Origin of the sequence: Achromobacter xylosoxidans (assembly GCF_014490035.1) — a bacterium.
In the GTDB taxonomy this organism is placed as follows: domain Bacteria; phylum Pseudomonadota; class Gammaproteobacteria; order Burkholderiales; family Burkholderiaceae_B; genus Achromobacter; species Achromobacter bronchisepticus_A.
Genome location: NZ_CP061008.1, coordinates 5,584,703 through 5,606,720, shown reverse-complemented (window position 1 = coordinate 5,606,720; position 22,018 = coordinate 5,584,703). Strand labels below are relative to the sequence as shown.

General features: G+C 63.5%; 17 protein-coding genes and 1 tRNA gene. 5 read left to right on the top strand and 13 right to left on the bottom strand.

Annotation, left to right across the window (positions count from 1 at the left end; translation table 11 throughout):
* Window positions 1–102 precede the first annotated feature (102 nt).
* The 11 genes from IAG39_RS25995 to IAG39_RS25945 form a co-directional block, all read right to left on the bottom strand.
* Entirely contained in the window at window positions 103–756 is a 654-nt protein-coding gene (locus tag IAG39_RS25995; protein WP_059373839.1) for a hypothetical protein, read from the bottom strand.
* A 35-nt stretch (window positions 757–791) separates the two neighbouring features.
* Complete coding sequence (locus tag IAG39_RS25990; RefSeq protein WP_059373749.1) at window positions 792–1,343, bottom strand: hypothetical protein; 552 nt, start codon at window positions 1,341–1,343, stop codon at window positions 792–794.
* Window positions 1,344–1,362: 19 nt separating this feature from the next.
* Window positions 1,363–1,863: a hypothetical protein gene (locus IAG39_RS25985; RefSeq protein WP_059373750.1), complete on the bottom strand. Its 501-nt coding sequence runs from the start codon at window positions 1,861–1,863 to the stop codon at window positions 1,363–1,365.
* 8 nt (window positions 1,864–1,871) lie between these two features.
* Window positions 1,872–2,906: a hypothetical protein gene (locus tag IAG39_RS25980; protein ID WP_124260366.1), complete on the bottom strand. Its 1,035-nt coding sequence runs from the start codon at window positions 2,904–2,906 to the stop codon at window positions 1,872–1,874.
* A gap of 28 nt (window positions 2,907–2,934) precedes the next feature.
* On the bottom strand, window positions 2,935–3,618 hold the full coding sequence (locus tag IAG39_RS25975; protein ID WP_118932883.1) for a pilus assembly protein: 684 nt from the start codon (window positions 3,616–3,618) through the stop codon (window positions 2,935–2,937).
* A 24-nt stretch (window positions 3,619–3,642) separates the two neighbouring features.
* Entirely contained in the window at window positions 3,643–5,904 is a 2,262-nt protein-coding gene (locus tag IAG39_RS25970) for a TcfC E-set like domain-containing protein (RefSeq protein ID WP_410469167.1), read from the bottom strand.
* Window positions 5,905–5,973: 69 nt separating this feature from the next.
* A complete protein-coding gene (locus tag IAG39_RS25965) occupies window positions 5,974–6,495 on the bottom strand; it encodes a fimbrial assembly protein (protein WP_059373753.1) in 522 nt (173 codons plus the stop codon).
* Between the two features lie 172 nt (window positions 6,496–6,667).
* Window positions 6,668–7,360 (bottom strand): hypothetical protein, encoded by a 693-nt coding sequence (locus IAG39_RS25960; protein WP_118932882.1) that lies wholly within the window; start codon window positions 7,358–7,360, stop codon window positions 6,668–6,670.
* A 312-nt stretch (window positions 7,361–7,672) separates the two neighbouring features.
* Complete coding sequence (locus IAG39_RS25955) at window positions 7,673–10,108, bottom strand: hybrid sensor histidine kinase/response regulator (protein WP_118932881.1); 2,436 nt, start codon at window positions 10,106–10,108, stop codon at window positions 7,673–7,675.
* 29 nt (window positions 10,109–10,137) lie between these two features.
* Window positions 10,138–11,370, bottom strand: coding sequence for an EAL domain-containing protein (locus IAG39_RS25950; RefSeq protein ID WP_118932880.1), 1,233 nt, complete (start codon window positions 11,368–11,370; stop codon window positions 10,138–10,140).
* A gap of 6 nt (window positions 11,371–11,376) precedes the next feature.
* Window positions 11,377–14,151 carry an ATP-binding protein gene (locus tag IAG39_RS25945; protein WP_223283218.1) on the bottom strand — a complete coding sequence of 925 codons (2,775 nt, stop codon included), beginning with the start codon at window positions 14,149–14,151 and terminating at the stop codon, window positions 11,377–11,379.
* Between the two features lie 514 nt (window positions 14,152–14,665).
* On the opposite strand from IAG39_RS25945, the gene IAG39_RS25940 reads away from it, so the two are divergent.
* On the top strand, window positions 14,666–17,563 hold the full coding sequence (locus IAG39_RS25940) for an autotransporter outer membrane beta-barrel domain-containing protein (RefSeq protein ID WP_118932878.1): 2,898 nt from the start codon (window positions 14,666–14,668) through the stop codon (window positions 17,561–17,563).
* 172 nt (window positions 17,564–17,735) lie between these two features.
* Here the strand turns inward: IAG39_RS25940 and IAG39_RS25935 are convergent, their stop codons facing one another.
* Complete coding sequence (locus tag IAG39_RS25935; protein ID WP_118932877.1) at window positions 17,736–18,350, bottom strand: hypothetical protein; 615 nt, start codon at window positions 18,348–18,350, stop codon at window positions 17,736–17,738.
* Window positions 18,351–18,461: 111 nt separating this feature from the next.
* Window positions 18,462–18,537 (bottom strand) — tRNA-Gly (locus IAG39_RS25930).
* Between the two features lie 323 nt (window positions 18,538–18,860).
* On the opposite strand from IAG39_RS25930, the gene IAG39_RS25925 reads away from it, so the two are divergent.
* Genes IAG39_RS25925 through IAG39_RS25910 form a run of 4 tightly spaced genes read left to right on the top strand, consistent with a single transcriptional unit; the run spans window position 18,861 to window position 22,014 of the window.
* Window positions 18,861–19,595, top strand: coding sequence for a succinate dehydrogenase/fumarate reductase iron-sulfur subunit (locus IAG39_RS25925; RefSeq protein ID WP_059373760.1), 735 nt, complete (start codon window positions 18,861–18,863; stop codon window positions 19,593–19,595).
* A 1-nt stretch (window position 19,596) separates the two neighbouring features.
* Window positions 19,597–19,932, top strand: a complete 336-nt coding sequence (locus IAG39_RS25920; protein WP_059373761.1) for a succinate dehydrogenase — start codon at window positions 19,597–19,599, stop codon at window positions 19,930–19,932.
* Window positions 19,929–20,273 (top strand): succinate dehydrogenase, encoded by a 345-nt coding sequence (locus tag IAG39_RS25915; protein ID WP_059373762.1) that lies wholly within the window; start codon window positions 19,929–19,931, stop codon window positions 20,271–20,273. The genes IAG39_RS25920 and IAG39_RS25915 overlap by 4 nt, the downstream gene beginning before the upstream one ends.
* Before the next feature lies 1 nt (window position 20,274).
* Window positions 20,275–22,014 carry an L-aspartate oxidase gene (locus IAG39_RS25910; RefSeq protein ID WP_118932876.1) on the top strand — a complete coding sequence of 580 codons (1,740 nt, stop codon included), beginning with the start codon at window positions 20,275–20,277 and terminating at the stop codon, window positions 22,012–22,014.
* The last annotated feature ends 4 nt before the right edge of the window (window positions 22,015–22,018 follow it).

Below are 22,018 nucleotides of genomic sequence, written 5' to 3'. Positions count from 1 at the left end.
GAAGGTTACCGCAAGTGCGCGAATGCAGCACTGTCGAGGGGGGGCATGTGTGGTGGCGGCGCCATGGCCGCCGGCGTTGGGGGACGTGGATTTACCCCGGAATCAGCGTCCGGAGGGCGGGCAGGATGGCTGGCCGGGCACCTGTATTGCGCGGCCTTTCAGCAGGATGGGCGTGCTCGGATAGACGTTGAATGGTTCCACGGGCCGGCCATCGGCGACCGCATCCTTGACCTGATAGCGCACGTTGCCCGACGCAGCCAGCCAGGCGCCTTGCGGCGCGCAGCGCAGCGACAGCCCCGAGGTTTCGTTTTGCGGTAGCAGCCTGACCAGGGTGCTGAACGCAAGGGTGACGACCACATTGCCGGAGGTGCCTTGTCCCGCCCGATCCAGCAGATTGACGACCGGCCTGATATCCAGCCGGTACACCTGTTCCTGTTCCACATCGGCCAGCGGCTTGAGGGTGACGGTCTTGCTCTGCCCTGGTCCTAGCGAGAGCTTGAACGGGGAGACGTAGAGCGCAGGCCTCTCCGTCTGCGCGATGGGCTCCAGGTGTTCCTGGTCGGCCTCGACGCCGGGGTTGAGCAAGCGCGATAGGGTAATGGACACGTACTCCGCGCGATCGCCCTGGTTGATGATATGGACCGAGGCCGGTTTGCCTTGCACGACGGCGAGCTTGGGCATCACGTCGATATGTGCGAAGGCCGGTGTGGCAGGCCAGGACACCAGAAGCAACAGCAGACAGTCGAAGGGTTTCATCCACATTTCGGCGACATCCGGCCGCTTATAGCGGGTCAGGGGATCCGCACGGTCGGTTCAAAGACCAGCGACAGCTCGCCGACATAGCTGCCTGCGGTCTGCTTGAAATCGCCTTCCGGCGGGTAGGCCGCAATCGCCAGCCCGTAGTAGCCGATGGAGTCCTCGCCCGCAGCGGGCGCAGGCGGATTCTTGAATTTCACGTCCTGGCCTACTTCCAGGGTTTTCTGCTCCCCGTCTTCCGCGGCCAGGGAAACCTTGGGCCGACGGAACACCAGGGCCGCGTTGGCCGTATTGCGGATCTCCAGCGGTCGGTCCATGCGCACCTGAAACGCGCCGCTCGAGGACAGGATGCGCAAGCGTGCTTGCGCCTCATACGGCGATTCCCAGCCGCGTAGCTGCTGCATGGCCAAGCCCTGGTCGAACCAGCCACCCTTGTCGTCCGTGACCAGCAATCTGTGGGCGGCCTTGACCGTGGCGGTGATCCTGCTTGTGGTGTCGCCGGTCAGGACGATATCCCCGGCGGAGGCTGCGGCAGAGAGCGTTCCCAGGGCAAGCATCAGGCACGCGCGGATTGATATTCTGTTCATGTCCGGGTTCTCATGGGTTTCAAGGCTGAGCGTGCTCGGCGGTCTGATAGATCAGAACGCCGTACGCCATGTTGATGATCAGGGGCGCGCTGCCATCGGCCTCGCCGCCGTTCAGAATCACCCGCTCCCTAGGCCGGAAGGTGATGCGCCAGACTTGCGTGCGGGCAGGCGCATGCAAGACGCGCACGCTCATCCGGTACTTTTGTCCCGGCGCCAGAATCAGGCGCTTGGGGGTGACCAGCAAGCTGGGTCGCTCTGTTTCGCCAACTGGCGCCAGCACCTCCGGCATCGATCCGGGATTGAGGAGCAGATGTTGTTCCACATCCAGATACAGCGGGCTGTCGCCACGGTTTTCCGCCAGCAGTTCGCTCGGCGCTCGACCGGGTTCCAGGCGCAGTTCCGCTCTCGGCAGGTGCAGGATGCCGGCCCCCTGGCCGTGCTGGGGCCAGGGCAGGGCGAGTGCCGCGACGATAAACGCGGTGCGGCGGGCGAATCGCCGGGGAAGGACATGAACGCTCATGGCATGAGCTAAGGTCGTGCGACGACCGTGAAGGTGAGCACGTCGCTGTAGTCGCCTTCCTTCGCCGCCTTGGGCGTGTCGGCCGTGAACGTGGGGATGAAGCAATCGCGTCCGTTGTTGCCCAAGGCGGACACGACATTGCCGGTGTTGGGCAGCGCGACCTCGGTACTGGTCGTCGCGTTCCGCAGCACGACTCGGTATGGCACCGTGTCGGAAGGCGAGGTCAGGTGCTTGAGTTGGTACCAGCCATTGCCCGACAGGCCGTTCTGGTTGGTCGCGTTGATGGCGTAGCGCGATCCTGTCCATTTGAGGTGGTCATAGGTGAAGCACAACTCTTCGCCGGCGCCAGAAAATGGCCTTTCCGCAGGCGCTCCGGGCAGCAACTCTCCGAGGTTCCAGTCCGGCGCGGTCATGTGGATCTTGGGAGCCTCAGGTGGGGGCGGAATCTTCGGATCGGTGATGGTATTGCAGTTGCCCGTTGAGCTGTCTGCGCCGATATAGGCCAGTCCGGTTATTTCGACGATGTCGTTCTTTTGCGTGACGTTCGCTGCTCTTACCCCAATGGCAGGCCACGGTGCAAGGTGCTTGTTATCGATAACGACCGTTACCCGCACGACTCTCGCGGATGGATCGCGCCAGCTCGTGGCGTAACGGGAATCACTGTTATCGTAGGATGCGTAGTCAATGCCGCTTGTTCTACCCCAGTGCCGAACGCCATCCATGTAGACTGCACTGGCATAGTGACCAGACTGCTGCAGTTTGCCATCTTTCTCATAGGTGTATATAAGGATTCCTCGGCTCTGGAACCACCCGCTATGCCTGCCTAGGTGACCTTGAATGTTCTTATAGCTGATGGTCACGCCCAGCGTGCTGGTGCCATTGCCATTGTTTTGGTAGGTGCAATTGCTATAGCCGTTGCTCAGGTTGCTGTAGTAGATGCCCCGCCATGCCAAGGCGTCACTACTGGCGATCATCGCGCTTGTTGCCAGTACGGCAGCAACTGGTCGCGGCATCATCCATCCTTTGAAATTCGGCAATCTCATGGTTGGTCCCTCGTACATTGCGCCATGCTCATCCGCGGCAATCGAAACCCTGCGGCGCATCGCCGATCAGCATCGTGAGCTTCTTGCCCTCGAAGCGCCGCGACATGCCGGGAAACAACACCACCCGGTTCTGCTCCTGCTTGCGGTCCGGCGATGCGATATCCGCCAGGACCAGCGACACATTGCCGGTATTCTCCAGCCTCACACCCGCGTCTTCGCAGCGATGCGACCAGCCCGACCGTTGCTGACCCGGAGGAGGCATGTGCTGGACCAGCACGCCATAACCTATGGAAACTGACATGGGCGCGCTGATCTTGTCCTGGGGCGCCTCTTCGACCTGCATCGCCCTCACTGGCACGACGTACAGGCGGTACATCTCTTCCGCGGTGGGCACGGATAGCGACTTCAGGCTGATCGCGCGGCTTTGGCCCGGTCCCAGCATCAATTTGTCCGGACTGGCGAGCAGGCCGGGATGCTCGAGTTGGCTCAGCGGCACCTGCTCCTCGGGGTCGAAGCCGGGATTCTTCACCTTCTGCAGCGTGGCCGACAGGTAGAGCGGCGCGTCGCCAACGTTCTTGACGGTGACGCCGTAGTCGTGGCCATTGAAGACCTTGATCCGGGCCGGCATCACCAGCAGCTCGCCTTCGGCTTGGGCCGACGGCGCGGCCAGCAGCATCGAAGCGAATAGCGTGAGCAGGGTCTTGCGTGGCATCGTGGTTCCTCTTCGGATATCAGGTTATCGGCAGCGGTAGTAGCTGCCGTTGATGGCGTTGCCGAGGTCGCAGGTGTAGTTCCTGCCGGGTTGCCGCAGCGTGATCTTGGTAAGCACCGTCTTGCTGGCGATGGAGAACAGTCCGTTGGGGTACGCCGTGTCGCCAGTTTCCTGGATGGTTCCGCCCAGGGGCTTGTCGGACGGATCCATCAGGATGCCGCTGTAGACCATGTTGATCGCCACCTTGGCTTGCGCCGCGTACACCTGACCAGGATGGGCGCGCACGACGTTGGCAGGGACTTCGATGCTCATGTCCATGTGCTCGCTGTTGCTCAGGACGCGGGCGAAGGGAACGTCGCGGTATTGGCCTAGCGGTACGGCGTAGGTGCTGCCGCCGCCGACCGGATGGCCTTCCACGCTGAATCCGTAGGCGGTGCCGTCGATGGCGGGCGTGTCCAGCAACATGGCGCTGCCGCTGCTGCTGTAGCGTCCTACCGCTATGCCCGTGGCGCTGGCCGCCAGCATGCCGCGGTAGTTGAAATCCGCGTTGCTGCCGAAGTCGCTGTGGCCCAGGTTGAGGGAGGTATCGCCACGAGTGCCGGAGCGGCTGCCGTAAACATTGACGCTGTTGCTTGTGCTGCTCCGGTTGACCGTGACGCCAGCCGTCGAGGTGCCGTAGCTGTCCTCGAAATCCTTGCGATAGTCGCCGCTGAGTTGCGTTTCGCCGCCCTGACGGGCCGCGCGGAAGCTGGCTTGCGTCTCGTCCAGGGTCCAGCTCATGTTGAAGTACACGGCGTAGCCGTCGTCGCCCCGGCCGTACCCGCCCTTTTGCACGCCCAGGGAAAAGGTCGACCACAGGCCGTTGGGGCGGTAGTTCCAGCGCGCTTCGGCTTGCTGTATTTCGCCGCGGCTGTGCTTGTTGTAGTTGTAGCCCAGCATGACATCGCCCACGCTTCTGCTGTATGAAAAGCTGGTGCTGGGCGCGCCCCAATAGAAGCGCGATACGTCTGAAATCTGATAGCGGCTGGCCGAGAGGCTGCCCAGCAAGGGATCGTTCATCGACAGGTTGAAATAGCCGCCCGCGCCGCGTTCGCCGCCTAGGACGCCCACTGTGGGAGTGAGGTCAGCCGTGCCGATGCGGGAGGGGCGCGTGATGTTCAGCTCGCCCGCCCAGCGGGACTGGTCGCCGCTGATGAACGAGGCGTTCAGGTAGAACTGGCTCAGGTTGCGGCTGACGGCAGCTTGAAGCAGCTGGCCGCCTGCGCCCATTTCCTTGCCCGCGGTCATGTGCCAGGAATTGCCGCCGCCGCCGTTGAAATTCAGGTTGTTGATGTCGCGCGTTTCGCGGTTGATCAGATTGCCGTTGCGGTCCACCAGCCGGATCTCCACCGGGTAGTAGCCGCCAGGCAGGTCGATGAAGCTGATTTCATTGCGGCCGAGTATGGCGGGCCGCTTCAGGATGAGACGCCCGTTGCGGTAGAACTCGTAGTTTCCTTCGGCGGTGGAATACAGCACCAGCGAACCCGTATCGCGGTCGGCCCGCAAATGGTTCTGGCTGCCGATGGTGACGAACTGATCGAAGCTGGGCGACAGCATGGTGCTGACCGAGCCCGAGGCGTAGTCGAGGCTGTTCTGCTTGCCTGCCCGCACGTAGGTGCCGTGAAAATTCTTCTGCAGGAAGTAAGAGGATATCCCTTGACCGCCATTGCTGCGGCCGCGCATGCGATTGCGGCTGCCGTACCAGCTCATGTAGCCGAAGCTGCGCAGCGGCAGGCCCAGCCATGTCGTGCCGCTGAGATTCATGGCGCGATAGCTGTCGGAGGATCCGCGCAGGTCCAGGGACTGATTGTTGATCAGCCCCCAGGTGGTCGCGGGAGATAGGTAGTCGTCGCGCGAGCTTCTGATCTGCAATGTGCGGCGGATCTTGTCGATGGTGACGTAGTGTTCCGCCACGCGCACGTCACAACCGTTGACGCATTGCTTGTAGTCGACCGCGGAAACTACCTGGCGGATGGTTTCTATTTCTTCCACCGTGATACCGTTTTCCGCATACTTGACCGGGTCGAACGCGAGCCGGTTCTGCTCCAGCGAATAGGCGATCAATCCGGGCAGCGTCCTGCCGTTGAAGCTGGAGACGTAGCTTGCGCTATTGTCCATTTCAACCGCGCTGAAGCCTTCGGGGATGCCGTAGGAAATCTTCACTTGCGCAAAGACCTGGGTGGAGGTAGCGGCAAGCACGCACGGCAGGATTTTTTTGAGGCAAAAGGAAACCCGATGAGCGCGCATGCCCTGCAATCCATAAGGGGGAAGGAAGAGCCCCGGACGGGGCTCTGGAGAACGATGGTCGAGCGAGGCTTAAGGGGCCGGCTCGAAGAGCATGACCAGATTGCCGCTGTAGCTGCCGTTGGTGGGCTGGCCGTTGGTTTGCTGGGGGCTGTCCACTGAGATTTCCAGATTGTGGATTTCGTCAAAGCCGCCGTTGCCCTGCACGACCTGGGTAATCTTGTTGGGTTTGTCGTATGCCAGGACTTGGTCGCCTGCGGCGTGGGTCAAGATCACCTGTGCGTTGGTCATCTCGAGGTGTCCGTTGGACATTTTCAGAGGTTGGGAGAGCTTGACGTTGATCCCAGCGGTCTTCGAAAATATGCGGATCGGCAGCGTCTTGGAGAATGTCAGCTGCCTGTAGTCTGCCGGTTCGAGCTCTTCGGTGCCGTACCAGGTGGAGCCGTCGGGCTTGGACACGAAAATCGCGTCGTTGATCTGAGCCGTCAGGGTGATGCTCTTTGTGACGGTTTTCTCTGCTGGGGTAGCGGCATGCGCCACGCCCGCAAACGCGCCAGCCAATCCCAGTGCGATCAGGATCTTGTTCAGTTTCATGGATGAAAACCTGGAGTTGAAGTTGAATGAATGCCTTCGAGAGTTGTTGAAGGCGGGGTTGTGTAGCGGACGCTTCGTGTGCGTCCGAACCCATGCATCATCCTTGTTCAACCTAAGTCCAGGTCTGAGAAATTTCTCGTTCTGATCCCGATGCTGGCGGAATGCCGCGAGGCTATCGAATCTGGCCTCCAACCTTGAAGTCCCGCCATCTGTCGCCGCCCATCGTCAGCAACAAGTCCAGGCTGTCCGCACCGATGCGCGGGGATAGCAGATCTCCCTGGAACATCAGGTTTGGAAACGACCGCAGCCAGTGAAAATCGATGGCATGGTTGATATCCGAGACCAGCACCGGCAGCTTGAATGCCTGGGCGCGTTGCAGCAGGGAAAAGAACTTGCCATTCAGCATGGGCTGTTCTGAGATGCGCTCCGGAATCTTCAGGTGCAGGCCCACGACGCGCAGCACGCCGTGCGTGTTTGGCCGGCCCTCCACCAGCGTGGGATTGATCCTCACTCGCAGGCCGGCATTGAAATCATGCCGGTTCTTGTGCAGTTCGGCGTCCGGCAGCAGATCCCACGTCATGGGTATGTTCAAGGTGAACAGCGATGCGGGATAGCTCGGGCCTGCCGCGACGCCGTCGGCGGGGGCCGCGCCTAAGTGCAGGCGGCTTCGCTCCAGCGACAGGTCTAGCTCGGTGCATACGTTTCGCGCCGACCACTCGATGCGCGGGGCATCGAGCGCATAGCTGAATGACAGGGGAATGCCCTGATGTCCCTGCCGGAAGAGATGCAGCGTGTCGTGCAGTCTGTGAGCGGCGGGATCATCGATGAAATGTCGGGTCGCTTCGGCCGCGGGCAGGTCAGGCAATGCGTATTCGCAAACCCGGCCATCGGCGGAGAAGACGGGTTGATAACCGACTAGCGCCGAGGGCTGACGCGCGGGGCGTAAGCCGACGCCACCGCAAGGGAGATATTCCATTTTCGGTAGTAGCGCATGCCTGCGCGTTGTCGGCCAGGATGGCGACGGCGCTTGCGCGCATGGCATGCATTCGTTTGCAGTGGTTGATTCTAGAAATCACCCACTGCATGGGCCATGGGAATATTCTCAATTGTTCCCAATGGCCTCGCGCCGAGTGAACGCGGCCTTTCAAAGAAGGGGGGCGAGTCTGACTTCGCTGATTTACGCTTTCGCGATCTCGAGCATCTTGTCTCGCAACTGCGCGACAAAGGAGGCCACCTGCTGGGGCATGGCGCCGCCCAGGCCGTCCTTGCGGTGCAGGGCGGCAAGATCATCGGCCTGGGCCAGCAGAGGGGCCATGTGCACTGCGGCCAGGCCGCCGCGTATACGATGCAGCAAAGCGCGGATATCGGCGTTGTCGCCGCTCTTCATCGAGGCTTCCAGCCGAACCAGATCCTTGTCCATGGTTTCGAGAAAGACGGCCTTGTACTTGGCGGGAACCACCGGCTTGCCGGGCCGCGGCGGTTCGGCGGTGCTCTGTAGCGGGGCAGCCGGCCGGTCGGGCTTGCGGGCAGGTGCGGCGGCGTATGCCTGGAGCCGTTGCCTGAGCGTGCGCAGGCCTATCGGTTTGGCGAGCCAGCCGTTCATGTCGGCCGCTGCGCACCGCTGTTCCTCTGCGCGGGGCGTGCTTGTGACCAGGGCAAGGATGGGGACCGTCGCGCCCTGGGCGCGCAGGGCCGCGGCGAACGCGTAGCCGTTCATGCCGGGCATGTCGGCGTCCGCCATGACCAGGTCGTAGGGCTGTATGTTCCACAATGCCAGTCCTTCGGCCCCGTCCGAGGCGACCGTGGCGTGGCAGCCCAGGCGCGCGAGCTGATCCTGCAGCGTGGCCTGGTTGATGAGATCGCTCTCCACGACCAGGACGCGCAGGTTCAGGAGGCGGTGGGCAGGCAGCGCGGCATGCGGGGGCCGATCTGTTCCGCCTTGCATCAGGTGTTGTACCGCGTAGCCGATCTCGCGCGCGGAATGGCGGTCTACCAGGACCGTGCCGCCGCCGCTGCGTGCGCTTCCCGCCACGATGCGCGGCCCTCTCCAGGGCGCATGTTCGGCATTCTTGTGCAAGGCCAGGTCGACCAACATGCCAGCCTCGTTGCCGTTGGCGACGATGCCTGCGGGGACGGTTCGGGACTGGGCCCCCCATTGCCGCAGCCACTGGGCCACGCTCTCGCCCGCTTCCTTGCGGGCGCTGCGCACCAGCACGCTTAGACCCTGCAACAGCGGTGGCGTATAGGCCAACGCGTCCGCCCGGTCCACCATGAAGGAAATGGAGAAGCTGCTGCCCAGCCCAGGTTCGCTGATGACCTGGATACGGGTTCCCATGAGCGCCGCCAGGCGGGCGCAAAGAAACAGACCCAGACCCAGGCCCGCGCCGCGCGCGGCCTGCGTTCCGGCAGCGGCCTGATGGAAGGGTTCGAACAGTTTGGCCTGCTGGGCTGCGGCGATGCCAATACCGCTATCGGCAACCTGCAGGTCCAGGCGGACCCTGGCGTCTGGCATGGCCTGCGCACACAGCCTGGCGACGACGTGGCCGGAATCCGTGAACTTGATGGCGTTGCTCAGCAGGTTGTTCAGTATCTGCCGGATGCGTCCGGCGTCGCCGGTGACGCAGTTCGGTACCGAGGTGTCCAGGCAGCCATAGATGATCAACCCCTTGCGTTCTGCTATCGGAGCATGGGCCGCGACCGTGCTTTCGACCAGCTCGAGGGGATCGAATGCGCCGGTTTCCAGGGAGAACTGGCCTGATTCTATCCGGGCGATGTCGAGCAGATCGTCCGTAAGCTGCTGCAGCGCGAGGGATGCGTTCTGGACGCGGTCGACGTGTTGGCGCTGTTCTTCGTTCAGCGCCGTCATGCCCAACACCTCAAGGGTGCCCAATACCCCATGCAGCGGCGTGCGGATTTCGCGGTTGATGGCGGACAGGATGCCCGCCCCGGATTCGTAGAGCCTGTCTGCCTGAGCCTTTGCGCGTTTCAGTAGACGCTCCATGTCGGCGCGTGCGCTGATGTCGGCGAAGGCGCACAGCACCACATCCTGCCGGCGGTATCGAGTCGGGGCATAGGCTACCGTCAGCCTGCGGCCGTCATGGGTTTTGAATGCCTCAATGTTGCCGGGCTCCCGTGCTTGCAGGGCTTGCATCAAGAGGCGTCTGGCGTCGGGTGTGTCGGGCAAGACCTGGCCGGCGCCCGCGCCCAACCATTGCAGCGCCAAGGCGTTGCCGAAGACCAGCCGGCCGTTCTCGCGCGAGAGCGCACATAGCGCGCAAGGCGCCGTGGCGAGCATCGTTCGGCAGAGCGCCTCGCACTCGGCCAGCGCCTGCCGCGCCGCTCTCGCCGGCAGGATGATGCGGCGGCGGCACCAGAACCAGAGCAGCGCGCCGGCATAGAGTCCGGCGGCCAGCAACAGCAAGGTGCAGGCGAACAGCCAGATGTTGGTCTGCACGATGGTCGCGAAGTCCAGCCGCATCAGGTCGGCGTGGCGCCGTTGGATCTGTTGGCGCCCGCAGTAGAGCGCGGCGACGCAAAGCAGGACGGGCGGCATGGCGCGCAGGCACGCCATGCTCAGGTGGCGCAGGCTGCGGGCTATTCTGTTCGGCGGCATATCCGGTATCGGAGCGATGTCGGCATGCCCTAGTGGGGCGGAGACAGCGGGGCGAAATAGGAATTCGGTTCGTAGGCCAGCAACTCGCAGAAGGTCGCAACGTTGACGGCTGCGGAAATAAGGAATCCTTGTGCGACATCGCAGCCGATCCGTCGTAGCAATTCCAGGTCTTCCAGCGTTTCCACGCCTTCGGCGGTCACCTGCAAGCCCAGTTGCCGTCCCAGCTGGATCGACGCCACCAGCGCGGCCGCCAGCGACTCGTCGGCCGCGGCGCCGTTGACGAAGGCGCGATCGATCTTCACCTCGGTGTAGGGGGTGGAGATGAGGTTGTACATGGAGCTGTAACCCTTGCCGAAATCATCTTGCGACAGCCCGAACCCCTTCAGGCGCAGGCGGCTGGCTCCCATGTGGAACTGCCCGGCGAGTGTCGGCATCGCGTCCTCGAGCAGTTCGAAGGTCACGTCCGAGGCGGGTATGCCGAGTCCGGAGACCATGGCATGGAGTTCGTCGGGCAACTGCGGAAGATCCAGCAGGCTGGCCGAAAGATTGACCGAAATGGGAATGCGGTGCCCTTGATCGCGCCAGATGGAATAGGCTCTCAGGCCATCGTCCAACATGCGCAGCAGCAGTTCGTGGTCCAGATCGTAGGCGCGCAGCGATGCGAGGAACGAGGAGGGCAGCATCAGGCCCAGTTCTTTGTGCTGCCAGCGGACCAGTGCCTCGGCGCCGACGATGTTGCCGGAAACGAGTGATTTCTTCGGCTGAAACCAGGCCTGGATACTGCCGTCGCGCAGGGCGTTCTCGATCATGCGCCGGTCGAGCAGAGGTCGAGACTGATCGGCGCCGGCGGGAGTTCGCGCTGGCGCCAGGGCGGTCTGCTTTCTCAGCAGTCCTGCCGCCAGGCTGCCGATCTGCTCGGTGGAAACCGGCTTGATGAAGCTTGCCATGACGGCGAATCCGCGCTCTTTTGCCATGAGTCCGATGCTGTTGCTCATCCGCCGGGAGCATCCCGTGACGATAGCCAGTATCGGATTCAGGCCGCGACAGGCGAGTTCATGAATGAACTGCGCGCCGTCCATGCCGGGCATGTCCACATCCATGAGCACCAGTTGATGTTTCTCTCTCCAGATCTGGTCCAGGGCGTCGTGCGCGTCGAGCGCCGTGTCGACGTGCGGGAAGCCTGCTTCCTCAAGCATGTCTTTCAGCAAGGCGCATTGGTAGGCGTGATCATCCAGTACCAGTACTTTGAGTTTGGACAGCATTTTTCGTCAGCCTTCGGCGTATGCGTGCAAGGTTGCGGTCAGGGCCAGGATGGGCAGGGGCTTGATCAGCACCTGATTCATGCCGGCTTCCTGCGCCTTGGTTATGGTTTCGGGCGCCGCGCAGGCCGTCACGCCCAGTATGGTTCCCCGGTAGCCGAGTTTGCGCAGGGCTCTGGCCAGCTCGTAGCCGTCCAGGACAGGCATATTGATGTCGGTGATGACGGCGTCGTACTTGTCGGGATCCCAGCGTTGCAGCGCTTCGCCGCCGTTGGAGGCTATGGTGGCTGAGCATCCCAAGTACTCGAGTTGCTCGCGCAGGATGATCTGGTTGATTGCGTTGTCCTCGACCACCAGGATCCGTAGCCCCAGCGAAGGCCGTTGCGTGCCGGGAGAGGGCGGCAGGACTTGTTCGCGGCCGTGTTGGGCCATGCCTACGGCGGTTCCGATACTGAATGGATTGCCCTGACTGGTGACGCCGAGGCGGCCGCCGCGCGACGCGATCGAAGCATGGTCGGCGCCTGGGGCGAGCACGCGCACCCTGCTGCCGGCCCAAGACGCTTCTGTCAGTCCGGGCGGCCAGGTCTGCAGCAAGACCGCGTTGTCGGCATCTTGTCCATGGCTCTGCCCGCGATAGGGTATGGCGATGGCGCCCCAATTGTTCAGCCACGCGCATGCGTTCGCCACGACCTCCGGAATGGCGCCGCTGACGTAGACGGCGCTGCGTCGTAGCGCTATGGGCGATGCCGGTTCCATTTCGGTTACGTCGAGCGCGACGGTGAACGTTATGCTGGTACCCAGGCCGACCTCGCTGACCACGGTCAGGCTGCCTCCCATCAGGTCGACCAGGCGGCGGCTGATGGCCAGGCCCAGGCCAGTGCCGGTCGCGTCCCGGCCCAGCCCGGAATGCGCTCGAAAGTAGGGCTCGAATAGCTGGGCTTGCGATTCCGCGCGTATGCCGACGCCGGTATCGGCGACCTGGAAGCGCAGCGTCACCTTGCCAGGATCGACGACGCTCGCGGTTCCTCGCAGCACGACCCGGCCCGCCTCGGTGAACTTGACCGAGTTGCTCACCAGATTGTTGAGGATCTGCTGCAACCGGACCGGATCCCCCTTCACCATTGCCGGCATACCGGTGTCGGATAGGGAAAAAATCTGTAGCCCCTTGCCCTGGGCGCGAGCGGCATAGTTGGCCACGACTCTTTCCAGCATCTCCGCGGGCGAGAACTCCGAAAGGATCAGGTCCTCGTGGCCGGCCTCCATGCGGGACAGGTCCAGCGTGTCGTTGATGGTGCGCAGCAAGGTCGAGGAGGATTGCTGGACGGTTTGAAGGTATTGCTGCTGCTGGCTCGTCATGGGCGTGAGCGCAAGCAGCTCCAGCGTGCCCAGGATGCCGTACAGAGGGGTGCGTATTTCGTGGCTGATCGTGGCGAAGAACAGGGTTTTGGCGTCATTCGCCTGGTCGGCAGCCAGTTTGGCACTGCGCAAGGTGTGTTCAATTTCCTTCTGCGCGGAAATATCGCTGATGGCGCATATCACGACGTTCTCCGATTGGTAGCTGGTCGCGGCGTATGTCAGGCAGACGGTGCGTCCGTCGCCAAGCTGATACTCATGCCGGCCTGCCTGGTCGCCAGCGCTGCGCGTGTCCTCGCGCCACCTGTCGTGCGCGCCCAGCAGATGGCGCGCCGTCTCGTTCGATATGACCTGGGTGCCGTCGGCGGGGCGAACCAGGCTGAGCCCGATCGGCGCGACGTCAATGATCTTCCGGTTCAGGGCGAGGCTGTCGATGAGCGCGGTCTGATGCCGGATCGCGGGCGAAATCAGCGTCTCCCTGATGTGGCGTACCCCCAGCAGGACCACCGTGCTCAGGCAGGCCGCGATCGTGCCCACAGCCCAGAAGGCGGATGCGCCATGTTTCAGCACGTCCTGCGTCGGCACGTAGTAGATCAGTCGCCAGCCGGCTTCGCCGACCGCCTTGCTCAGCGCCAGGCTGTGGGGAAGCCAGCTGGCGCCTTGGAAGCTGAAGGAGTCGCGGGTCAATCTCGCCGACATCGAGCCGGTGGCGGAAGGCGAGGGGCCGCCGTGCAAGGCGACCCGGCTGTCGCTGTCGTAAAGCGCATAGCTTGCGCCGTCGCTGGCATGTTGCGCCGTGATGACGGAAGCGATGTCGTCGACTTCGAGCCCTACCCAGGTCTGCTCGCGGCCCGCCGTGTCCAGAGGCGTGTAGAGAAACAGATGATCGGTGGCGTCCGTCAGGGGCCTGATCCAGACGACTGGCGCGCGTCCGTCGTCCGGATCAGGCGTGGCGTGATGCGACGCCAGCGCGTCGTAGAGCCATTTTTCCGCTTCCCTGGAAATCTGGTGACCGTCCCGCCGCGTGTCGTCCACCGCCAGACGTGTCGCGCCGGAGTCTGCCAGCGTTGTGTAGACGATGCGCGCATTGGCGGCGGCTACGTCCGCCCGGTTGCGGCGGGTGAGAATCAGCGCCCATTCGTAGGCGTCCGCTCCGTTCGTCAGCGGGATCACGTTGATCTGTCCGGTCTGGCCGAAGGTCCTGGGCGTGTGCTGGGCCGGCATGCGGTCGGTGTTGCGCACCGACGAGGCAGCCACGGCCCGCAGCAGCGTTTCGCGCTGGTCGAAGAATATCTGCGCCCGGTCGGCGGCGGCGTTCATGCGGCGGCGGTAACTGGACACCTCGTCGCTGAACGACCAGTACATCAACAGCATCGTGCCGATGAGTATGCATGCCAGCAGCGCCATCGCGAGCAGGTGCAGCAGGATCATCGGCAATCTGGTGGTTGCCGGCATGTATCCGTCGGGGAGGCTGGGGGCGGCCATCATGCAAACGATGGTAGGGGCCGGGCCGGGCTTCACGGATAAGAAAATTCTGGAAGCGGGCCGGTGCCGCGCCTCGTTCCCGCGCCGGTTATGTCAATTTGTTTCCCGAATGGCTTGGAAGTCGGGAAATCGAACGCCAGTTGTATCGGTTTGGATGGTATCCAACAAGAAAAAATAAATAAATCGGATATTGGCCATTTTAATTATTTTTCGCCAATGGATGGTATCCATATTCGATTATTCAGGTTTTGGATGGTATCCAAGTTGCTGAATTAATTAATAAAGATGGTATCTCTTCATTAATTTTCGGTATTGAAAGAAAAGGGGTATAAATTGCCTCCTTTTTTCGCGAAAACTTATTTCGGCCATTGGGTTTACCCGGTTACTTAATAATACTTTTATAGCGATCCGGTAATGCCCTGGATATCAAATTTATTAATCAAAACATGGAGGATTTACGTTGATACACGACACGAAGAAATGGCTGACGGCGACGCTCGCGCTGAGCGCGTCCTACTGCGGTGGCGTCGCGGCTGCGGACCTGACGGTTACGTCGGGCAATACGCAGGTGTTCGACGGCTCGGCCAATTTCCCCGGCGGGGTGGATGTCAACGGCGGCACGCTGGTGATCGGCGGCAATGGCGGCGGCTCTGGCGTTACGTTGGGCGGCAACGTCAATGCGAACTCGAACGGCACCGTCGCGGGCTTTGGCTCGATCAACGGCGATCTCAATGTGTCCGGCGCGCGCGTGGCGCCAGGCTATGAAGTCGGCACGCCTACTGGCGTCTCCAATGGCAACCTGGTCGTCAACGGCAATCTGTCGATGAACAACTCGGTGTTCAATTTCGAGACCGGCTACGCGGGGCTGCCCATTACGCAACCTGGCACCGGCGACAACATCACCGTGCGCGGCAATGCCGCCATCAACAACACCACGCTGAACGTCACGGTCAACACCCTGGGCGTCAACGCCGGCTACTACCGGATCCTGTCCTACGGCGGCAGCCTGAGCGGCAACGGCCTGACGCTGGGATCGGTCTCGGGCGATTCCGCGCCTGCCGCGACCATCCAGAACCTGACCGGCGACAAGCAGATCAATCTCATCCTGGGGCCGAGCACCACCAACCTGTGGAATGGCAACGGCGCGGCATCCGCGACCCGCTCGGGCGGCGGCAACGGCACCTGGAGCGCGGCCAGCGCCAACTGGAACAGTCCGAGCAATGCCACGGGCGCCCTGCCCGACGGCGGCTACGCGATCTTCACGGGCGCGGCCGGCACGGTGAACGTGGACGGCAGCGCCGGTCCGGTGCGCGTGTCGGGCATCCAGTTCGCCACCGATCGCTACCGCTTGCAAGGCGCTCCCATCACCCTGGTCGGCAGCGGCGGCAATCCCCCCGCGATCGTGGTCGGCGACGGCACCTATGCTTCGGGCCAATTCGTCGACACCATCGACAACCCCTTGCAGGGCACGCAGGGCTTCGTCAAGACCGGCCCGGGATCGGTCATCCTGACCGCGGACAGCAGCGGCCTCACGGGCCCCATCCTGATCGCTGACGGCGCCCTGGAAATCGACGGCAAGCTGAACGGCCCGATGGACATCGGCCGTGAAGTGGTGCTGGCAGGCGTGGGCCAGGTGGGCACCACCAACCTCTATCCCACCGCGGTCATCTCTCCCGGCAATGATGGCACGCCCATGGGCACGCTCACCGTCAACGGCAACCTGACCTTTGGCCAGAACACCATCTATCGCGTGCATGCCGATCCGGCCAGCAACCTCAGCGACCGCATCCACGTCACCGGCGTCGCCTACCTCGACGGCACCGTGGCGCACGTGGGTCCTGACGGCAATTACGCGCCGCGCACGACCTACAACATCCTGACGGCGGATGGCGGCATCCAGGGCCAGTTCACCGGCGCTTCGAGCAGCTATGCGTTCCTGACGCCGACGCTCAGCTACGACCCGAAGAACGCGTACATGACCCTGACCCGCAATGATGTGCCGATCGGCAGCATCGGCGGTTCGGGCAACGAGAGCAACGTGGGCGGCGCGCTGGACAAGGAAGAGCCGCCCGCGACGGGCAACGGTTCGTCCTCGAACGGCAACGGCTCGACGTCGACCGGCAATGGTTCGTCCTCGAACGGCAACGGCAACGGCTCGACGTCGACGGACAACGGTTCGTCCTCGAACGGCAACGGTTCGTCCACCGCCGGCAATGAAACGCCGTCCGCCGGTAGCGGATCCTCCCTGGTCGACAGCGGCATCGCCGCTGGCAAGAACACCGGCGCCAGCCAGGTGGCGGCGGCCGTGCTCGCGATGACGCCGAACGAAGCGCGTTCGGCCTTGAGGATGCTGTCGGGCGAGGCTTACGCCAGCACCGCGAGCGTGCTGCTGAGCCAGGGCGACACCGTGCGCACGCTGCCGTTGTCCCATCTGCGCGGCAACCTCGATGCGCCGGTGGTCGCCGGCCGGCCCACGGCCCAATTGGGCGCGCCCTCGTCCGACGCCATGCCGCAAAGCGGCGCGTCGCCGGTGTGGGCGCAAGCGTTCGGTAACTGGAGCAAGTTCGGCGGCGACGGCGACGCGTCCAGCCTGAGCCAATCGTCCGGCGGCCTCTTCGTCGGCGGCGATGGCGCGGTCGGCGGCGGCTGGCGCCTGGGCGGCGCGGTCGGCTACATCGGCAGCCACAACTCGATCGACGATACGTCTTCGCGCACCAATGTGGACAGCTATACGGCGACCCTGTTTGGCGGACGGAACTTCCAGGCCGGCCCCGGCCACATCCGCTTCATGGCCGGCGCAGCCTACACCTGGCATGACATCGACGCGAAGCGCGACGTGGCGGCCGGCAGCTTGAACCAGCGTCTCGAGTCGTCCTACCACGCCTCGTCGACGCAGGTGTTCACCGAACTCGGCTATAAGCTGCCGCTGGGCGATGCCTACACCATCGAACCCTTTGCCGGTCTGGCATGGAACCAGCTGCGCACGCGCGGCTTCGAGGAATCGGGTGGCACGGCGGCCCTGCACGGGTCCAGCAATTCCGATGACGTGACCAGCACCACGCTGGGGCTGCGAGGCGGCTGGGAGTTCGGCTCCGACCGCACGCCGGGGCGCTTGACGGCGTCGCTGGGCTGGCGCCATGCCATGGGCGATGTGAAGCCCAAGCAGCAGTTGGCCTTTGAAGGCGGCAGCACGTTCTCGGTGACGGGCGTGCCGATCGCGCGCGACGCCGCAGTGTTGGGCTTGGGCGCCGAGATGGCGATCACGCGCAACACGACGGCCGGCATTGCGTACGACGCGCAGTTCGGCGGCGGCAACCGCCAGCAGTCGGGCGTGCTCAAGCTGGCTGTGCGCTTCTGATCGGACGCGGCAAGGCACAACAGGCATCGCGATTGCGGCGTCCGTTGTGCCTGTGCGGGTTGGAATCCAGGCCAAATGAAAAAGGGGCGAATCGAAAGATTCGCCCCTTTTTCAATGACTTGCTTAAGAATGCGCGCTGAGCGGGGCCAGAGCGGACGAGACGCAGTTGGTCCTAGTGCTTATCGGCCCCTTGCCATCGCAGATAAGCCGAGCGGGTAACAGCAGACACTGAATCCAGGACTTTCCGGTGATCGACCTGATGCCGCAGCATCAGCCGTGCATCGGCCACGGCGCGGGATTTGCAGAACCAATGGCAACTGTGTTGCAGCAGATACAACTCTGCCGAGAGGTGGTATGCGCGTTCTCTTGCGTCCCAGTGGCTCTCGTTGTCCACGACATGGCGCAAGCCGGATGCATGGATGTGCAGCAGTTCACGAAAATCCCGTGTCATTGCAGGCAGAAAGCGCTCGATGTATGGCACGCAGAACGAGAGCGTGCTCACGCGGGTAGCCTGTGGACTTTCCTTTTGCATGGCGTCGGCCAGCGACTGCACTTGCGCCGCTACGGCGCGTTCGGTCTGGGCGAAGGTTTCCAGCACCTGTAGCTGGCGTGTTTCGGTGTCTTCGCGGATGGCGCGTGTGTAGCCTTGCGTCAGTGTTTCCATGTGGCGCTCAAGCTGCAAACCGCCCAGATGACGCCCCAGCAGCGCAATGCGGGCGCGCTGGTAGCGCACGCGCAGCACCTGCCATGCCGCGACAAGCACCAGCAGGATCAATGCGGTATCCATTGCCCGTGTTCCTTCATTTTCCAAGCGGCGCAAACCGCAATGAAAAAAGGGCCCGTAGGCCCTTTCTCAACGATTTTCAGAATTCCGTGAAGGAAGCTGGAAATCAAAATTTGGAGCGGGAGACGAGTCTCGAACTCGCGACCTCAACCTTGGCAAGGTTGCGCTCTACCAACTGAGCTACTCCCGCATTTTCGTTGCCTGGCACCATCCGTGATCGTTGCGATCCGGAGGCGGTTGCGGCAAGCGAGGCGGAAGTATACCTAATTTTCAAAAACGTGCCTGAGGGGGGCTGCGGCCTGGCCGGATCCCAGTCCGGCGGCGGCCTGGAGGCGGCCAGTGATCGCCATCCGTTGAAGATGTGGCGGCGCGGCAGGCGCCGGATCGTTCGGCGCCCTCTCTGGGCGGGCAAAAAATAACTTCAAAAAATATCAACCAAATCCATATTGCTTCACCGATACGCGAGATTCAGAATTCTGTTCATGGGCGCAGCCTGTCGTCCGAGGGCGGAAAATGGATACGAAGAACTCCACGAATCAGCGACAACTCACGGTCCGCATCTCTCGGGGAACCGAAGACGGAAGCTATTCCACCTACTCGGTCCCGTGGCGGGAGAACCAGACGGTCCTGGATGTGGTGACCGAAGTGCAGCGCACGCAGGAACCGAGCCTTTCGTACCGCTATGCCTGTCGCGTCGGCGTGTGCGGGTCCTGTGCCATGACGGTCAATGGCAAGCCGCGCTGGACCTGCCGCACGCACGTGAGCCGGGTCGAGGAAGGCGGCGTGATCGTGATCGAGCCGATGCGCAACATGCCGCGGATCAAGGATCTCGTCGTCGACATGAGCGAGTTCTTCCAGAAGTGGGCGCGCGCCGGGAATACCTTCGTCGGCACGGCCACGCGCAACGATCCGCCGGCGCTGGTGTCGCCGCAAAGCAAGAAGCGCAAGCAGGCAGACGCGGCCATCGAATGCATCAATTGCGGCGTGTGCTACGCGGCCTGTGACGTGGTGTCCTGGGACAAGGACTATCTTGGCCCGGCCGCCCTGAACCGCGCGTGGACGCTGTTCAATGACGAACGCCACGCCGACCCCAAGGACGTGCTGCGCAAGGCCACCTCCGGCAGCGGCTGCAATTCCTGCCACACCCAGGGCAGCTGCATGAAGCACTGTCCGGTAAGCCTCAGCCCCACCGGCAGCATTGCCGGATTGAAGCGCAGCGCCATCTTCAGCCTGCTCAAGGGGGGCTGACATGGAAGCTCGTCTTTTCGCGCTCCAGCGTCTGACGGCGATGGTGATGGCGCCCTTTGTCCTGGTGCATGTGGGCCTGGTCATCTATGCCGTGCGCGGCGGCCTGACCGCGGGCGAGATTCTCTCGCGCACCCAGGGCAACTGGTTCTGGATCGTTTTCTACGGCCTGTTCGTCGTGAGCGTGGCGGTCCACGTGCCGATCGGCGTGCGCAACATCCTGATCGAGTGGCTGCGGCTGGGTCGCGGCGCGGCGTCCGCGGTCGGACTGGCGTTCGGCTTGGGGCTGTTCATCCTGGGCGTGCGCGCCGTCGCGGCGGTGGGAGGGCTGATGCCATGAGATCGGCGCGCAACCATCAGGCGTACTGGGCCTTCCTGGGGCATCGCATCTCCGGCCTGGCGCTGGCCCTGTTCCTGCCGGCGCATTTCTATGTGCTGGCGATGGCGCTGGACGAAGCGCGGCTGGACGGATTCCTGAAGCTTGCCGACATGCCGGCCATGAAGGTCGGCGAGTGGGGGCTGGTGCTGCTGCTGACCTTGCACATGTTCTTCGGGCTGCGCCTGCTCGCGCTGGAGCTGCTGCCCTGGAGCTCGCCGCGGGACGCGCGCATCGCCTGGATCGGCTGGGGCTTTGCGGTCTCCATGGCGACGGGCCTGGTTTTCATCGCGGGAGTGATCTGAGATGCGGATCGAGAACATCAAGACGGACATTCTTGTGCTGGGCACCGGCGGCGCCGGCCTGTTCGCGGCGCTGCACGCGAAGAAGGCGAATCCGTCGTTGCGCGTGACGGTGACGGTGAAGGGCCTGCTGGGCAAGTGCGGCTGTACCCGCATGGTCCAGGGCGGCTACAACGTCGCGCTGGCCGCGGGCGACTCGGTGGAACGCCACTTCATGGACACCATCGAGGGCGGCAAATGGCTGCCGCGCCAGGACCTGGCGTGGCGGCTGGTCGAAGGCGCGGTCGAGCGGGTGCGCGAACTGGAAAACGAGATCGGCTGCTTCTTCGACCGCAATCCCGACGGCACCTTGCATTCCAAGGCGTTTGCCGGCCAGAGCTTCGACCGCACCGTGCACAAGGCCGATCTGACGGGTATCGAGATCATCAACCGGCTCATGGAGCAGGTGCGGGCGCTGGACGTCGACGAGCTGGAAGAGCACCGCGCCATCGAACTGATTCCCGCCGCCGACGGCTCGGGCATCTCGGGCGTGTTGTTCATCGATATGCGGACAGGCGCGTACCGCTTTATTCAGGCCAAGGCCGTGCTGTTGGCAACGGGGGCGGGCCCGACCATGTACCGCTACCACACGCCTTCGGGCGACAAGACCTGCGACGGCCTGGCCATGGCGCTCCGCTATGGCTTGAAGCTGCGGGACATGGAGATGGTGCAGTTTCACCCCACGGGCCTGCTCGGCGGGCCGGATACGCGCATGACCGGAACGGTGCTGGAGGAAGGGCTGCGCGGAGCGGGCGGCTATCTGCTCAACGGCGACGGCGAGCGTTTCATGGCCAATTACGACAAGCGCGGCGAACGGGCGACGCGCGATGTGGTCAGCCGCGGCATCTACGCCGAGATGCGTGCGGGACGCACGGGGCCGATGGGCGGGGTCTACATCCAGATGAGCCATCTGGGCCCGGACAAGGTGGCCAAGACCTTTCCCGGCATGGTCAACCGGTGCAAGGATTGCGGCTTCGACCTGGCAGGCGGCAAGGTGGAAGTGGTGCCGACGGCCCACTACCTGATGGGTGGGGTCGAATTCAATGTGGACGGTTCGACCGCGTCGCCGGGCTTGTATGCGGCCGGGGAGGACTGCGGCGGCGTGCATGGCGCCAACCGCCTGGGCGGCAACGGCGTCGCCAATTCCACGGTGTTCGGCGGCATCGCGGGCGATGCGATGGCGGCCTACGTCGCGAAGTCCGGCCAGTGGCGCGACCCCGACCAGCGCGTCATCGAGCGCGGCATCGAACGCGCCGAGTTCCCGTTTTCCCGGCCCGCGGGCCGCATCCACGAGCTGCGCGACGCGCTCTCGCAAACCATGTGGGACGACGTAGGCGTGTTGCGCCGCCAAGAGGCCATGGCGCATGGCCTGGATGCCATTGCCGGCCACCGCGCAGCCTTGCGCGACATTGGCGTGGCGGACGGCGACCGCCGCTACAACCTGACCTGGCATGACTGGCTCAACCTGGAGAGCCTGGTCGACATTTCCAAGGTCATCACGGTCTCGGCGCTGGCGCGCGAGAACAGCCGCGGCGCGCACTACCGCGAAGATTTCCCCGAGGCCGGCGACCTGCACACCAGCTGCTACACGCGCGTGAGCGCGCAGGACGGCGAGGTGGCGCTGGAGATGGTTCCGGTTTCCTTCGACATCGTAAAACCCGGCGAATCGCTCATCGAGGGCGAGGCGGGCATCCCCCAGAGCTGAGGCA